This window comes from Paenibacillus ginsengarvi, from assembly GCF_003626695.1.
Lineage (GTDB): Bacteria > Bacillota > Bacilli > Paenibacillales > NBRC-103111 > Paenibacillus_AB > Paenibacillus_AB ginsengarvi.
In genome coordinates, this window is sequence record NZ_RBAH01000001.1 from 468,474 (window position 1) to 484,942 (window position 16,469).

Genomic DNA, 16,469 nt, shown 5'->3' on the forward strand with positions numbered 1-16,469 from the left:
ACTCTTACTATGCGCAAACATGCCGCATTCAAGTCCGAATACGGCGTCCGCGTTCCTTCATTTCTCTCTGAACAACAGCGCCCTGACGGCGAAACGCGGCAAAACGAGCTGTCTTCTCCATCTGGACGGCTGCCGAAGCAGACGGTACAGCCATTCGATATTCAGCCTCTTCCAAACGTCCGGCGTTTCCTTCACTTTCCCGGCAATGACATCCAGACTGCCGCCGACACCAATGGCGATTTTGGCGCCCAGCCGCCCCTTGTATTGGTGAATCCAGCGCTCGGCATACGGAGCGCCTAGCGCAACGACCAGAACATCCGGTTTCAGTCCCGCAATCTCCTCGACGATCGCGCCTTCGTTGTCCGGTGTAAAGTAGCCGTGATGCCTTCCCGCTATGTTCACGTTCGGATATTTTACGGAAATAACGTCGCAGCATTTCTCATTCGTGGCGGCGTCTGCCCCCAGGAAGTAAAACGACCACCCTTTTTCATTACCGTTATGGAGCAGCCGCAGTAGCGTATCGTAGCCGGTAACTCTCTCCGGTATGCCTCCTCCCCGGATTCGGGACACCATAACAATACCGATGCCGTCGGCCGTAATGAGCCCCGCTTCGTCTACGATGGAACGCAGCGATTCGTCCTTCTGACAAGCCATCGTGATTTCCGGGTTCACGGTGATGACATGAAACAGCTCCGGCCGTTTTTGTTCAATGACCTGACTCAGCAGCTCGACCGTGCGGTCCAGCGTTATTTTCGGGAACGGGATCCCCATCACCTTGGCGTACTGATTCATTCCGGCATCCACCCTCGACAATTGAAATCTTCCTTATTCTAGCATAACGGATCTCGCCGCAAGAAGCGAAACTTTACAAACCGCCGAATCGATCCAGGAAAGGATTCGCGCAAATGATGTCGAATTATCTTCCCTATGAAACGAATAAGGAAACTTTCCCTCAAACATGTAACGATCATCCTCCTGATTTTCGGCGTTTTGCTTGCTCTGCGCTTGGCCTGGTCCGAAATGTTCCATTCGGCGGAACCTCCGAAGATCGTACAAGGCGTACTCGACATGCGCGGAATCGATCTGGAACGTTCTCCGACGTTTTTTTTGAACGGCGAATGGTTACTTTATCCTGAACAATTAAAATCAAGCGGGCAAATTCAATCTGAACAAAGCTTTGCACGCCCGATTCAAGTTCCCGGAGATTGGAGGAACGCGCTGGCTGAAGAGGCCGGCAGCTCCTATGGCACCGGAACGTACCGGCTGCGAATTTTGACCGATCCGCTGAAACAACCTGTATCGTTCTGGTTTCAAGGACTTCAGGCCGCGTCGGAAGTGGAGTTAAACGGAATTCCTTCCGGAGGTCTCGGCAAGCTGGCAACGAACGCAAACGGATACACGCCGAGCAACGTTTCTTATTCAACATCTTACTTCTTAGAAGACTCGACCGAGATCGAGCTGCTCATTCGCGTGGCTAACTTTGACTCTCCCCTTAGCGGAGGGATTCTGCGATCGATTCGGTTCGGTTCTTCCGCTTCGCTGGACTATGTCCGCTGGTATTCGATCGGCTTCCAGCTCGTTACATTTATGATTTTGCTGCTTCACGGCTTGTACGCCGGTATTATGTACTTGTTCAATACGAAGGAGCACGGCCTGTTGTTCACCGGTCTGCTGACTTTTTCGGTCGGAATAGCCGTGCTGATCGGTCACGACAACGTGCTCATGTTATGGCTGCCGGTCAATTATACTTGGGGGATCAAGATCAGGCTGATCGCTCTCCTGTGGCAAAACCTGTTCATTCTGATTTTGTACAGGGCATTCAGCTTCGCTCCGCCCCGAAACGCCTGGTTCCGCGCCTATACCGCCCTGCTCGTCGTGTTCACGGGGGTTCTGCTTGCCGCTCCGACTGCGTGGGTCAACGTTATCATCGATGTGAAGCTGTTCCTTGCGATCTATTTGATTCCATATTTCTGGTTTCTTTATATCGTCGGGGCAATGACTATCAAAAAACAGCCCGACAAGGACGTCATTTTCCTGCTGCTGACCGCCGCGGGCATTTTATCCAATGTGACCTGGAGCCTGTTCGAGTCGTATCTCGATGTGACTACCGTCTATTATCCGATCGACATTATAGTAGCGATCACCGGCTTTTCCACATATTGGTTCAAAAAATATATACAAAACTCCAGGGAAAACGCCATCTTAAACGAACAATTGAAAAAAGCCGACAAACTGAAGGACCAGTTTCTGGCGAACACCTCGCACGAGCTGCGAACGCCGCTGCACGGCATCATGAACATCGCCGAGTCCGTTGTTGCCAAAGAGAAAGCGAGAATGAACGGGCACAGCGTCAAAGATATGGAGCTGCTCATCACGTTAAGCCGCCGGATGTCCAATATGCTCGGCGATCTGCTCGACGTCGCCCGGCTTCAGGAGCATCGTATCGCCCTTCAACTCGAGCCTTTGCAAGTGCAATCGGTCGTTCCCGGCGTAATCGCCATGCTGAAATATATGACCGAGGGCAAGCCGGTCCGGCTGGAGATGAATATCGCGGAGTCGATGCCGCCGGTTTGGGCCGACGAGAAAAGACTCGTGCAAATTTTGTACAATCTGCTTCATAATGCGCTCAAGTATACCGAACAGGGAACGATTGCCGTTTCCGCCGAATATCGGGGGACGGCTGCGTCCATTCACGTATCCGACACCGGAGTCGGGATGAACGAAGCGACGATGGCGCGAGTGTTTCTTCCTTATGAGCAAGGGGCGTACGGCATTAACGACGGACGCGGCATCGGGCTCGGCTTGAGCATTTGCAAGCAGCTCGTGGAGCTGCATGGGGGCGAAATTACGGTCCGCTCCGCACCGGGTAAAGGTTCTGTCTTCAGCTTCGATCTGCCGCTCGCCGCCGGAGCGAGTATATCTGCGAAGAGCAGCGGCAGCAGTTATGCGCCCCCGGTCGCGATGAACGACGCCGCAGCAGCGGAGAGCCCTGAAGCCGGCTTGATGGGAGCGGCAGGCGAACGAATACCTTCGGATCTCGCGGCTCCATCGTGGAACGGCGCCGAGATGAACATTCTTGCAGTCGACGACGACCCTGTCAATCTGAACGTGCTCGCCGGCATTTTGTCCGCGGAGCCGTACCGGGTAACGATCGCCCACTCCGCACACGAAGCGTTGGAGCTTCTGGGCACGCGCCAGTGGGATCTGCTCATCGCCGATGTGATGATGCCGCATATGTCCGGGTACGAGCTGACGCAAAAAGTCAGGGAACGCTACTCCGTATCGGAGCTTCCCGTTCTGCTGCTGACGGCGCGCAGCCAGCCTGCGGACATCTATACCGGCTTCTCGTCAGGGGCGAACGATTATGTGACGAAGCCGGTAGATGCTATGGAGCTGAAATATCGAATCCGGGCGCTGACGATGCTCAAGCACTCCGTCAACGAACGTTTGCGCATCGAGGCCGCTTATTTGCAAGCGCAAATCCAGCCGCACTTTTTGTTCAACACGCTGAACTCGATCATGGCATTAAGCGACATAGACACGGAAAAAATGCGCAAGCTCGGCGACGCGTTCGCCTCCTTCCTGCGCATCAGCTTTCACTTCCTGAATACGGGGGAGCGGGTCGAGTTATCCCACGAGCTGGAGCTGGTCAAAGCGTACTTGTATATCGAGAAGGAGAGGTTCCCCGAAAGACTCACCGTCGTCTGGGAGGTAGAACCGGGTATTCGCCTTGTACTTCCTCCGTTATCCATACAGCCGCTAGTTGAAAATGCCGTGAAGCATGGACTGCTCACGTTAAAGAAGGGCGGCACGGTGCGTATCCGGATCGCTCCGGAGAACGGCGGCACGCGCGTCGAGGTTATGGATAACGGGAAAGGGATGGGGCAGGACGAAGTCGGCTTGCTGTTAAGCCAGGCTGTAACGGGGAAAGGCGGCATCGGCGTCTTCAACACGAACCGCCGGCTGATTCAGTTGTACGGCCGGGGCTTGTCTATTGCGAGCAGCCCCGGGGCAGGCACGACCGTATCTTTCGTAATACCGGACAACGGATAGAACGGAAAACGCAGGGAAGTCCCTGACCGAAGCGGTCGGGGACTTTTGTTGTTGCGAGACTCGGCGCGGCACCGTTTCCCCAAACACCGGGCCAGTGCTTACACACTGCGGCGGTTATACAGAAACACCGACAGCAGACAAGACAGCAGCAGCAGGAAGAATCCGCCTCCGATGCCCCATAAAGACAGATTTCCGTCGTCCGCAGCCAGCACACGGCGGATTACGCCGCCGGCGTTAATCCCCGACCATTCGGCAATACGCAGCAGCAGGACAACGGCGCCGCCTACCGTAAACAGGACGATCACGTCAAGCACCTGCACGAGCCGGGCGCCTAAAGCAAAAAACAACGGGAAGTAGATGGAATAAAACACAAGCAGCACCGCAATCGTGATCGAAACCGAACGGTTGTCGAACCAGGGCATTTCGTCCGTCGGCAGCACGAGACCGGCAAGCAGCCGCCATAGCGAGGTGAGGGCGAAGGCGAGTGCCATAAAAAGCACGATTCCACAGTATTTCGAGACGACGATATCGGTTCTGCGCAGCGGAAACGAAACGAGCATCCGGCCGTTGTTGTTTCTCTCGTCCATTTTGCTGGAGACGACGATCAAAAAATGGCTGAAAATAGCGGCCGGGACCGAAAGCGGCATCCCCTCGAAAGCGCCAAGCACGAAAAAAACGACGCCGACGAAAACGAAGCCGAGCATGATGAAACGTTTCTGAATGCGAAAATCTTTAACGAGAAGCTGCACCATACCGATGTCCTCCCTCCTGCGTAAACATGACGATATCGTCCAGCGTCGGCTTCTCCACCACATACGGCGAAGCGAAATCATCCGCTCGCAGCGGATCTTTGGCGAGCAGCGCCTCGAACCCCAGCTGCGATTGCCGCAAGCCGGCGTAAGGCAGCGGGTTTTGCTCGAGCAGCGCGACAGGGCCCTTTACCAGCAAGTAACGCTCGAGCAGTTCTTCCTTCGTGCCGCTGAACCGAAGCTCGCCTCCGCCGATGTACACGATATAATCCGCTATCCGATCCAGATCGGCGCACAGATGGGTCGAGAACAAAACCGTCTTGCTCCCGTCGCGGATATAGTCGCTCAGGATCGATAAGATGTCCCGGCGGAATACGGTGTCGAGTCCGGACGTCGGCTCGTCCATAAGCAGCAGCTCCGGCTCGTGCGCCAGTGCTGCGGCAAGCGCAAATTTCGCCTTCATGCCCTTGGACAAGTCGCGGATTTTTTTCCGCTCGGGCAAGCCGAAGTCGTGCAAATAACGCTGGAACGCCCGCTCGTTCCATGTCGGGTAAAAGGAGGCGATAATCCGCTTCATCTCGCGAATCGTCAGATGGCCGTAGAACACATCCTCGTCGTATACGAAGCCGATGCGCCGCTTAATATCGCGTTCGTGGCTGCGGTACGATTGCCCGAACACAAGCACCTCTCCCCGGTCGGGCTTGATCATATTCATGATCGAGCGGATCAGCGTCGTTTTGCCCGAGCCGTTCGAGCCGATCAAGCCGGTAATATACCCGCCCTCTACATGAAAGTTCATATCCCGCAGCGCGAAATCTCCGTTACGCTTCTGAAACTGCCGAAACTCGATAGCCCGCATCAGTGTCGCCCCTCTCCAAAAAAAAGATCGAACAGTCCGATTACATCCTGTTTACTCAGCCCGAGCATCCGGCTCTCCGCGGCGAGCGACCGCACCTGCTCCTCCAACTGCCGCAGCTTCACTTCCCGGATCGCCTCCTTGTTCTTCTCCGTCACGAACGTCCCTTTGCCCGCAACGGAAGCGACGAGGCCCTCCTGCTCGAGCTCGTCGTAAGCTCTCTTCGTCGTAATGACGCTAATATTCAGGTCGGCGGCCAAATGGCGAATGGAAGGGAGCAATTCCCCCTCGCGAAGCTCGCCGGACAAAATTTGCCGCTTGATCTGCTCTTTGATCTGCTGGTAAATCGGCTCTCCCGAAGCGAGAGAGACGGAAAGGTTCATCGTTTCGCCTCCTTCCGCAAAGCGGCTCTCAACTGTTTATGTATGTATATATCGTATATGAACAGTATATCGTTTCAATCGAGTGGATGTCAATCTTAATCGAACAAGAAAAGCTTCTGATCGAAGCCAGTTCCACGATGATGACCCTGCATAAGCGGTAGCTTTTCTTCAAGAAAGGGCGACCGCGTTTTATCGGAAGTTATTGGGGCTTAAAAAATAGAAACTATTTCAGGCAGCACCATCCCGCCAGCATAGCGGAACTTTCACTTCCGCTTCCCTTCCCCCAGCCACTGGTTCAGAAAGTAGCGAAGTTAAATTTTCTGAAACGCAAAAAAAACCGCAGGCACGGCGCCATACGGCTGCATACCTGCGGTATATGGCTACGCTCGGGCGGAATCGTCCAGCACGATGCCGAAAAACTCCCGAAGCGCTTCGTCGTACTCCGGCTTCGTCTGCGGCGTAAACGCCCGCACGCCGCCGGGGGTAAAAATGCGGAACTCCTTGCCGGCAATCGTATTCCGGCCTTCTTTCGTACGGATCGCCACCATCGCATTTTGCACGAATATCGAGTCCGGCGCATGCTCGCACCAGTAGCTCGCCATCGCATAATCCTGCGGCAGCTGCGGCTCCTCCGTAAACGAATAGATGCGGCTCCATTCGCCCCGCTTTCGCTCGCACAGCATCCAGCCGAAGTAGGAGTCCAGCTCCAGCCGGTACGCCTCGTCTCCCTGCTCGTGTTCGAGTTCCGCAACCATCCGGATCGGCTTGCGCGGAACGATGCCGCCAACCCCGACATCACATAAATACGAATGGCCGTCCGCCTCGACCCGAAGCACCTGATGTCTCCGTTTCGGAGGCGGGTTCGGCTCGTCCCGCCAAAAACGGGCGAAATAATCGGTCACAGTAAAACCCAGTTCGCGCAGCAGCCAGCCGAACAGCGCATTCAGCTCAAAGCAAAATCCGCCGCGGCGGCGCACAACGATTTTGTCGTAAATGTCCGCGATTTCGAGCGAGATCGGAACGCCGCGTAAAATGTCCAAATTTTCATACGGCACCGTATGCACGTGGCATTCCTGCAAATCGCCAAGCAGTCTGCCGTTCAAGTCGAGAGGTCCGTCATACCCGATCCGCTCCAAATAAGCGCGCACCTCGGGTTTGATCTGGATAAGGCTATCGTTCATCGTTTCAAAGCTCCTTCCCCGTATCCTTCTCATCATATCAGGAGCGTCCGCAGCCCGGCAAGACGATGAATCCAAATCCTTCCCGCTTTTCGCAGGGCAGAAAAACGCCTTACCAGCCCCCCGCCGAATTCGTAAGCAGCTCCGCCATTTCATCCAGATGGTGATCGAGCGTAAGCGGATCGTAAAGCCCCCACTTGCAGGGTACGACATAGGCTCTCCCGTTTCGTACTGCCGGCAGGCGGGTCCACGCGGTGCTCCCGAGCATGGCGCGCGCCCACTTCTGGGCCGCATCGTCTTCCGTAACGAGAAGGAAAACCCGGTCTCCGGCATATTCCTGCATCGCCTCGGGCTCGATGTGCGTCCAGCGCAGCCGCTTGTCGCGCTCCATCAGCTTCCGCAGCTTGTCTGGCGGAGCGAATCGAAGCGCCCGGTACAACGTATGGCCGAAATTGTAACGGCCGTAGATGAACAGCTTCCGATGTTTGCCGTCGTAAATAAACGCCGTGGCCGATTCGCCGGGACTCACATAAGGAGCTATAAACTCGCGGGTCCGCTCTGACTTCGCTTCGTACCGGCCGATCCACGCTTCCGCTTCCTTGCGCCTGTCCAGCAGCGCCCCGATCTTATTCATTCTTGCATATACATCGTCAAACCAATCGATCTCCGCCACCGGCGCCAGCTTGGCAATCGTCTCGTGCCAGTCTTTGGGGAGAAAGCTCGGCAACAAAATGAGGTCCGGCTTCAGCCGCAATACGAAATCCGCGTCGAACGGCTCTCCGATGCCGGCCACCCCTTTCGCCTCCGCCGGAAACGCGTGCAGCAGCGATTCATTCGTCCCGACCGGCTTGACGCCGAGCGACAGCAGTTCTCCTAAATATTGCAGCGATACGATTCTCGGCTGGCGGGCGTACCGGTTCGCATACCGTTTCGGCGACATCCCGACTGTCATCTTAAACCGGCGGCTGAAATAATATTCGTCCTGAAAACCGGCTTCCGCAGCAACATCTTTCAGCCGGCTTCCAGGCTGCTGCAGCAGCGTTTTGGCCCGGTTGATCCGCAGCTGCGTCAAATAGTCGATCGGCGTCGAGCCGGTAATCGACTTGAATAGGGAGTTGTATTTGGCGCGCCCGACTCCGGCGTCCCTGGCCAACTGATCGATACTGAGCACCTCCCGAAACGACCGGTGCATCACCACGATCGTCTGCTCTACGGTTCGAATTGCGGTCTGCTCGGAATCGCCGGGACGGTTTTGTTCGAATAGGTCGGCAAGCAGCTCCTGAAACCGAATATTCGCGCGAAACGTTCCAAGCGGGTCTGTCTGTGCGGCGCCTGCTGCAAGCTCTTCCATAAACTCGGCCAGCAGGTGAAGCTGCTGGAAGCGGACTTCGCCCAACCCCAGCAGCTCCTCCGCAGCGCCGCTCCCGTTAGCGCCCCGACCGCCCGGGTCGTCCACGATAAAGTGCAGCCGATAAAGCAGCAGCGCTTCGGCCGAAGCCGCCTCCGTCCGGACCACCGATCCGGGTCGCATCATCAGGCAAACGCCGGCATATAGCGGGTGAAGCTTGCTGTTTATGGCAATCGTTCCTTGTCCCCGCACGACGGCGAGCCAGCAATAATCGCTTAACATCGTTTTGTCGGACTGCGCGCCAGGCGGCATCGTCTCCGTCAGAGCGGCGGATAAATGAAAGGAAGGCAGTCTGTGGAGAACGACTGCGGCTCCAGCTTCGCTCGGGTTCATCGTCGGGCCCCCCTTCCAATTGATAACCATTCTCATGAAATATTATAGGCGATGACGGCTCCCGATTCAACGCATTTGCAGCAAATAGCCCCTCAGCCAAACAAAAGAAGCTGTCAAAAGCGACAGCTCTATTTGCTTACACGGACGTTCGGTTATTTCATAAGCAGCTTGGGCATTTCGTCCAGCAGCCAGTCGAGCGTAATCGGGTCGTAGAACGACCATTTGTTGCCTACGACGTAAGCTTTGCCGTTTTTGACGGCAGGAAGGTTTTTCCACACAGGCGATTCCAGAAACTCATCGGCCACTTTTTTCAAGTCGGGATTGGCCTCGTTGACCACGATGAAGATCCGGTCTCCGGCATAATCGGGCAGCGTTTCCGCCGAGATCGTCTGCCACAGCGTATCTTTGTTGCTGCCCTCGAACAGTTTGGCCGCCTTCTCCGGACGGGCAAAGCCGAGTGCGTCGTACATCGTCGAGCCGAGCCGCAGATTGCCGTACACGTACAGCTTCTTATCCTGAAACAGCACGAACGCCGTCGCCGTTTCGCCCGGCTTGATGTAGCTTTTGAGCTGTTCCCGCTTCTCTTGCGCTTTTTTGTTGTACTTGGCGATCCAATCCTCCGCTTCCTTCGATTTGCCCATGATGTCGCCCATCGTTCGCAGCCGGGTAAACAAGTCGATCGTATAGCTGATTACGACAGTAGGAGCGATTTTGGAAAGCGCGTCAATGCCGTTCTGGTCCAGAAAGTCCGGCACAAGAATCAAGTCGGGGTTCAGCGCGAGCACCTTCTCCATATTCGGATTGACGCCTTGCCCGCCGATATCCTCCGTTCCCTGCAGCTGTTCCTTCGTCATCATCTGCGTAGCCGTCGCGTAGTTCGTTCCGATCGCCATGACGCCCAAAGCAAACGTTTCCGCCGGAAAGTAGTGGGAAATTATACGCTGCGGCTTCATCGGAACCGTCACCTCGCGCCCCTTGGCATCCTTGACGAGTTTTGTGGCCGACTCCGAAGCGGCGGGCTTTTGGGCCGTATTTGTTGAATCGGACGACGGCGCGGAGGTACTCCCGGCCTGGTCTGCTCCGGTAGTATCGCTTTTCGCTCCGCAAGCGACGAGCAGCGAAGCGAGCATTACGAGGACGAGCAGCAAAACGGCGTAATGGTTTGTACGTAACAATGATGTCCCCTCCGAATGATATTGATTCTCATTTGCATCACAATTCCATAGTAAGCCCCCTATCCGGCACATTCAATGGATTTTTTATACGAAATTTTCGCACTTTTTTTTCTGAAGACAAAAAAACTGCCGGTTGTTACACCGGCAGGCGTTTGAAGCAGCTTTCTTATTCGGCTGGACGATTACGGCAAATACTCGGCGATTTTTCCGCGCAAAAAGCGGACCGACGCCGCCATCTCCTCGAGCCCGTTTACACCGTCCTCGACCGAGATCCAGCTTTGGAAACGGATTTCGCGCAGCACGCGGAAAATGTGGTCGTAATCGTTCATGCCTTTGCCGATGACGCCGTGCGCCAGCGCCTCGGAGTAACCTTTCAGCGTGTAGGTTTTCAGATCGTCCAGCGTATACCCTTCCTTCAAGTAGCGGTCGCTCGCGTGCATCGTAAACACGCGGTTTTTCACCTGATCGAGCAGCTTCAGCGGATCTTCTCCGGCCACGATCGCGTTGGACGGATCGTAATTGACGCCGAACGACGGAGACGAAATTTGCCGGATAATATCCAGAAACAGCTCCGACGCCTGAGCGAACTCGGGATATTCCCATAATCCGTCCTTGTAATGGTTCTCCATCACGAGGCAGACGTTGCTCCGCTCCGCATAAGGCAGCAGCTCGCCGATGCCTTCAACCGTCCAGCGGATGCCGTCCTCCTTCGCCACGCCGGGACGCCTCTGCCCGGACAACACGCGGCAGCTGCGAAATTCGGCCGGACCGAGAAACGCCATCACGTCGATCATATCCTTCAGCTTGCGCACCTCGTTGCTGCGATAGGCCGGATCGGGATGGGTGAAATCGGGAGACGAGCACATCATTGGGATCTCCAACTGCTGCTTGGCCGCTGCCTCTTTGATCCGGCGCAAATACGCTTTATCCGTCGACTTCAGAAAGAGCGGATACAGCTCGAGCCCGTCGGCTCGCAGCGTTCCCGCCATCTCGATCCATTCGAACAGGTCGAGCTCGCCGCTTACGAGCTGATCCATATAGCCTTTCGGAAAAACGGCAATTTTGGCCTTGTTCCGTTTCATCACGGTTCGATCCGCTCCTTTCTCGCTCAGGTTTGGGGCAGCAATATCGACTTGGCGTGGGCGAGCGAATCCATCTCGTCGAACGCCTTCTTCCAGTCGTCGATCGGATACAGCTTCGTCATTGGCAGCGGATCGAGCTCTCCTTTGGACATAAGCAGCAGCACCTTCTCCCACATCGGCCAGTTGTGGCTGAACGAGCCTTGCAGACGGGCCGCCTTCTGGATAAGCGGGTCCAGCGAAAAGCCGACGGGCGCAGGGCCCCAGCCGATTTTCGTAATTTGCCCGCCGGGGCGGACGAGCTCGATGCTCTGCCGCAGCGTCACCGAGATCCCCACCGCGTCCAGCACAAGATCGGGCCCCATGCCGTCGCCATACTTCAAAATGTCCGCTACGACGTCGCATTCGTCGGCAACTACGGCCCGGTCCGCTCCGAACCGCTTCGCCACTTCGAGCCGGTTCCGGTCTTTAGCGGTTCCGACAATGGTCAGTCTGCCGGGGGAAAACAGCTTCGCCGCCTGAACGGCCATGAGACCGATCGGACCGGGGCCGAATACGACCACATCGTCGCCCGGACGAATATGGGAATGAAAAGCGACCGCGTTGTAGGCGACGCAGGCCGGCTCGGTCATCGCCGCCGCCTCGAAGGAAACGTTGTCCGGGATGCGATGGCAAATCGCCTCGCGCGTGCGCAAAAATTGCGCCATCGCGCCGTCCTCCAGCACGCCGTAACCCCGGCGCGACGGGCAAAGATTGTACTGCCCGGTACGGCAGTAGACGCATGTTTCGCATATATAGGCCGGCGTTTCGCTGACGACGCGATCCCCTTTTTGGAATAAGGTGACCTCGCTGCCTACTTCCACCACGACGCCCGAATACTCATGGCCTAGCGTAACCGGCCGCCGGACCGGAAAGCCCTGGCTGTCGTGATACATATGCAGGTCGCTGCCACAAACGCCTGCGGCCATAACCTGAATGACGATCTCCTTCGGACCTCGTACGGCCGGCACCTCGACCTCGCGAAGCTCTACGCTTCCGGCTCCGCCCGCATAGTTGACTACAGCTTTCATCATCTCTCCCGCCACCTCGCTCGCTCGTTTACGCCTGCTTCTTCACTTCGGTAACAACGCGCTGAATGATCGCGAGCAGCTCCTCGCGATTCGTGCTTGGTTTGAACTCCTGTTTGTCGATGACAAGCGGTGCGCCGAGCACAACGAGCGGCGCTCCGTGCTTCGGCATTTGCGCCGCCTGCTCGATGGAAAGGCCTCCGACCGCCTGAACCGGAATATTCACCGCCTGCACAACCTCGCGCAGATGATCGAACGGCGTCCGCGCCGGGTCTTCTCCTCTCTCGTCGAAGCCGGTATGTACGATGATGTAATGGACCCCGTTCGCCTCCAGCATCCGGGCGCAGGCGACCGGATCGGGGGCGGCCATAATGTCGCCCATAACGGAGATGCCGTAATCGTTCGCCGCTCTAACAACGGCGCGAATCGTCGCCTGATGCGCGACGCCCATGACAACGACATGCGTGGCGCCGGCCTTTGCCATCATCTCGGCCTCGAGATAACCGCCGTCCATCGTTTTCAGATCGGCCACGATCGGGTGATCCGGGAACGCTTTTCTCAAAGCGGCAACGGCATGAAGTCCTTCGCCGAGCAGCAGCGGCGTGCCGGCCTCGAGCCAATCGACGCCCGCCTCCACGGCAACCGCGGCGATATCGAGCGCCTCCTGAATATTCGTCACATCCAGCGAAATTTGTACGATCGGTTCCATTGTTCTTCCCCGCCTCTTCTATTTGAAATAGCCCGCCAAATGCTCGAACCCTTTGCGGATGCCCTCTTGCTCTTTCTCCAGCGTTCCCCGGAAGCGGTGATCTTCCAACTCGATGCAGATCGCTCCCGTGTAGCCGAGACGGTCAAGCCGTGCGGCTACCTGCTCCCAGGCTACCGCTCCGTGGCCGGGAATCGTATACCTCCAGAAGCCGCCGGAAAATCCGAACTTCGTTCCGAACGTCGGGGAAATGATGCCGGATTCGTACCGTTCCTCGTCCAGCATTTCCGTATCTTTGCCGTGGCAGTGGTTCACCCGTTCCCCGAATTCGGACAGCACGCGCAAATAATCGATGCCGAGCCAGACGAGATGGGAAGGATCGTAGTTGAGCCCGAAATGCTTGGACGGCACGGCCTCGAACATCACCCGCCACATTTCCGGCGTACAGCCGATCGTCGGAAATTCCGGCCCTGGCCCCGGCCAGCCCTCGATAGCGATATAAACGCCCTTCTCCTCGGCTCGCCGCACGACTTCGGGGAAGGCATCCTTCCAGATCGCAAACGTCTCCTTGCGCGGCTGCGAGCGGTCGTCCGGGACGAGGCACATAAACATCACGGACGCGCCGGCCGCGGCAATGGCATCGATCTGTTCCTTCAAGGACGTGACAGCGGCTTCCCGCTTCGCGTCGTCCTTGCACAGCAAATAGCGGACGCCCTGCGCATCGACCGAGCCGATCTGCAGTCCGTGGCGCTCCAATGTCGGCCTCGTCTCTTCCGTCAGCGATCCGACGTCGAGCACGTCCAGACCGATGCCAGCCGCCCATTTCGCCGTGTATTCGAGACCCTGTTCGTTCAGTTGTCTTGGTATACGCGTGCCGATTTTCCAACCCATGCCTTCCACGCTCCTATACGAATTATTGGGTAATCATGGCCGTCTCGAGTAAATCCGTCTCCTCGATCTGTATGAGCGGATCAAGCGGGATTCGGAACGTCTTGATTTCCAGCTTCCCGAACCCGGCTTCCCATTTGCGGCCAAGCATCGGCAGCTCGATCGTTGTCCGGGTGTCCGTTCCTGACGTTTCGCAGCAGCGCAAGATGTACCCGTCGCCGTCTTCCGCCTTTTTGAACGCCACCGCCACGATCCCGGCCGAATCGATTCGGATGCCTTCGTACACCTGCGGCAGTTCGCCTTTGTGGTACGTCTCGATAACGTGCTCCGGCCTAACGTTCAGCTCATACGCCTTGCGCACGATACCGGCTTCTCGCCACGACCCTGCATGAGGGACCAGCGCATAGTGAAACTCCTGGATGCCTTGGTCCATATATTCGCACAAATCGTCACGGCGTCCGTAATGATCGGCGAAAATGGCGCCGCGAACGACACTCATCCGCATCTCGTTATCCAGCACATCATACCCGTATTTGCTGTCGTTCAGCAGCGCAAGACCGCATCTGCCGCTGCCGTCCGCCGCTTCGCCCGACAAATCGAGCCATTGCTGCCCGGGCTCCTCCTCGCCGTTCGCCGGACGTTCGATATAACCGTAAGGGATCTCGTACGTAGCTTCCGGCTTGTGAAGCCGCACGGGAAACGACAGCTTGAGCATCTTATGGCGCTCCCGCCAGTCGAGCTTGACGGTTACCTCCACGTCCGGCCGGTCCCGGTGCAGCATGAAATCCTGGCGGATCACGGATTGGCCGTACCGGCTTGTCACGCGAATTCGCCCTCGCAGCGGCCCTGTCTCGATCATCTCTATGCTCGCGTCGGCAAACTTGCCAAGCTCGCTGCGGAATGCGGTTGCATGGTGCGCCCATGTATCGTACTCGAATTCGTCCAGCACGACCGGCACTGCCCCGTTGCCGCTAATTACGTCTTTGCCGGTCCGTTTATCGAGCAGCCGCTTGATATAGCCGGTATGCTTCTCGAGTTCGAGACGGACGTACCGGTTCTCCATAACCGTTGCCGTAACCGTCAGGTCCGGATCGTTCAATGCTTGATCGGGCGGGGTTACCGGAGCCGGTACGTCAAACGTCTTCTCGCGGTAAATCCAGTAAACCCGGTATCCCAGCGGCGGTAACTCCGCGATAAACAGCGTATCGAACTTGTCTCCGCCGTTCGTTCTGGAAGCGCGTACATATTGCATCGCTACCGGCACGTCGGAGTTATCCGTTACGCCTTTCATCTGCTGCGGGATCACGACAGGGGCCGTTACCGCCCAAGAATGCGGATTGAAAACGACGAACGGAACGCCAAGGTTATTTTGCTCCCATAACGTTCGGTCTTTATCGCGAGTGACGGATACGATCCCTTCGCGCATCGTATCGATCGACCACGACAGCTTTTGCAGCGCGCCGTTAAGCGTCACTGCGCTTATGTAACCGGCATAACCGAAGGCCTCCCGCGAATCGCGGTACGCTTCCTTGATGCTGCAGCCTCCCATAATGTCGTGGAACTGATTAAACATGACGCGCCGCCATGCGTCCTCCAGCCTTGCGGAATCGTACGGGAAGTCAACCAGCCGATGCGCCACAGCGGCAAACTTCTCCGCCGTCAGCAGCCGATGCTCCGCCGCCCGGTTGTCCGCCTTCGTCTCGGAATGCGCGGTGTAACAACCGACGGCGTGGTGCTGGAGATCGTCTCTCACAACCGGGAACGCCGTGCCGGAAACGCTCAGCTTGCGGAAGAAAGCGTCGGGAGAACTGAATACGATGGAGGCCTCCGGCGAGTTTTGCTGAAGGGAGACAATTTCGCGCAAATTAACAACCGTCGGTCCGCCGCCGTGATTGCCGACCCCGTAAAAGCACATCTGGTCCGAGCCATGCCGCGCGGCCATCTCGGCGATCGCCTTCGTTTTCGCCACCACTTCGCCTCCGGGGCCGGTGCAGTAGTCGATCGGAATCCGGTAAGCGATTACCCGGCTGCCGTCCGCGCTCTCCCACCAGAAGGCTCCCTCAGGAAGCGTTTTCTCGTGTACCCCGGGCCGCGAGAATACGTAAGCGTCCATCCCGCTTAGCTTCAAAATTTGCGGAAGCATGCCGTGATGACCGAACGAGTCGACGTTGTAGCCGACCTGCGCAATCCGGCCGAACTTCTCCCGGAAATAACGCTGGCTGTACAGCGAATGACGGGCGAAAGACTCGCCCGAGGGCAGGTTGCAGTCCGGCTGAATCCACCAGCCGCCGACGATAACCCATCTCCCCTCGTTTACCCGCCGGCGTATTTCTTCAAACATGTCCGGAGCGTTCTGCTCGACCCACTCGTAGTAGGCCGCCCCGGCGCAAGTGAAGATGAAATCGGGAAATTCGTTCATCCGGTCCAGCGCCGAACGAAACGTCGCCTTAATCTCGGCATACCCTTCCTGCCAGCGCCACAGCCATACCGGATCGAGATGGGCGTTGCCGATCATATGTACGGCTTGTGATAAAGTTGTATCTGTTTTTTCGCGTTCTCCCATTGTATTCCTCTCCCTCATGCAGCTATTAGTA

At 56.9% G+C, this 16,469-nt stretch carries 13 protein-coding genes; 1 reads left to right on the forward strand and 12 read right to left on the reverse strand.

Annotation, left to right across the window (positions count from 1 at the left end; all coding sequences use genetic code 11):
* Positions 1–57: 57 nt before the first annotated feature.
* Positions 58–792, reverse strand: coding sequence for a WecB/TagA/CpsF family glycosyltransferase (locus D7M11_RS02505; protein ID WP_120745734.1), 735 nt, complete (start codon positions 790–792; stop codon positions 58–60).
* Positions 793–927: 135 nt separating this feature from the next.
* Here D7M11_RS02505 and D7M11_RS02510 point away from each other — a divergent pair, with 135 nt between their 5' ends.
* A complete protein-coding gene (locus D7M11_RS02510; protein WP_120745551.1) occupies positions 928–4,053 on the forward strand; it encodes a hybrid sensor histidine kinase/response regulator in 3,126 nt (1,041 codons plus the stop codon).
* A gap of 98 nt (positions 4,054–4,151) precedes the next feature.
* On the opposite strand, the gene D7M11_RS02515 is transcribed toward D7M11_RS02510, so the two are convergent.
* From D7M11_RS02515 to D7M11_RS02565, 11 genes are all read right to left on the reverse strand, one after another.
* On the reverse strand, positions 4,152–4,805 hold the full coding sequence (locus tag D7M11_RS02515; RefSeq protein WP_158606393.1) for an ABC-2 transporter permease: 654 nt from the start codon (positions 4,803–4,805) through the stop codon (positions 4,152–4,154).
* The gene (locus D7M11_RS02520; protein WP_120745553.1) at positions 4,786–5,661 is read right to left on the reverse strand and encodes an ABC transporter ATP-binding protein; all 876 of its coding nucleotides are present in this window, start codon (positions 5,659–5,661) and stop codon (positions 4,786–4,788) included. Before D7M11_RS02520 ends, D7M11_RS02515 begins: the two co-directional genes overlap by 20 nt.
* Positions 5,661–6,041, reverse strand: coding sequence for a GntR family transcriptional regulator (locus tag D7M11_RS02525; protein ID WP_120745554.1), 381 nt, complete (start codon positions 6,039–6,041; stop codon positions 5,661–5,663). Before D7M11_RS02525 ends, D7M11_RS02520 begins: the two co-directional genes overlap by 1 nt.
* A 380-nt stretch (positions 6,042–6,421) precedes the next feature.
* Positions 6,422–7,222 (reverse strand): arylamine N-acetyltransferase family protein, encoded by an 801-nt coding sequence (locus D7M11_RS02530; RefSeq protein ID WP_120745555.1) that lies wholly within the window; start codon positions 7,220–7,222, stop codon positions 6,422–6,424.
* Positions 7,223–7,331: 109 nt separating this feature from the next.
* The gene (locus tag D7M11_RS02535; RefSeq protein WP_158606394.1) at positions 7,332–8,960 is read right to left on the reverse strand and encodes a helix-turn-helix domain-containing protein; all 1,629 of its coding nucleotides are present in this window, start codon (positions 8,958–8,960) and stop codon (positions 7,332–7,334) included.
* A gap of 152 nt (positions 8,961–9,112) precedes the next feature.
* Positions 9,113–10,135, reverse strand: a complete 1,023-nt coding sequence (locus D7M11_RS02540) for an ABC transporter substrate-binding protein (protein ID WP_158606395.1) — start codon at positions 10,133–10,135, stop codon at positions 9,113–9,115.
* 182 nt (positions 10,136–10,317) lie between these two features.
* Positions 10,318–11,217 (reverse strand): sugar phosphate isomerase/epimerase family protein, encoded by a 900-nt coding sequence (locus D7M11_RS02545; protein WP_120745558.1) that lies wholly within the window; start codon positions 11,215–11,217, stop codon positions 10,318–10,320.
* Between the two features lie 26 nt (positions 11,218–11,243).
* Entirely contained in the window at positions 11,244–12,287 is a 1,044-nt protein-coding gene (locus D7M11_RS02550; protein WP_120745559.1) for a zinc-binding dehydrogenase, read from the reverse strand.
* A 25-nt stretch (positions 12,288–12,312) separates the two neighbouring features.
* A complete protein-coding gene (locus D7M11_RS02555) occupies positions 12,313–12,990 on the reverse strand; it encodes an orotidine 5'-phosphate decarboxylase / HUMPS family protein (RefSeq protein WP_120745560.1) in 678 nt (225 codons plus the stop codon).
* A gap of 18 nt (positions 12,991–13,008) precedes the next feature.
* Positions 13,009–13,878 (reverse strand): sugar phosphate isomerase/epimerase family protein, encoded by an 870-nt coding sequence (locus tag D7M11_RS02560; protein ID WP_120745561.1) that lies wholly within the window; start codon positions 13,876–13,878, stop codon positions 13,009–13,011.
* Between the two features lie 22 nt (positions 13,879–13,900).
* Positions 13,901–16,438: an alpha-mannosidase gene (locus tag D7M11_RS02565; RefSeq protein ID WP_158606396.1), complete on the reverse strand. Its 2,538-nt coding sequence runs from the start codon at positions 16,436–16,438 to the stop codon at positions 13,901–13,903.
* Between the last annotated feature and the right edge of the window lie 31 nt (positions 16,439–16,469).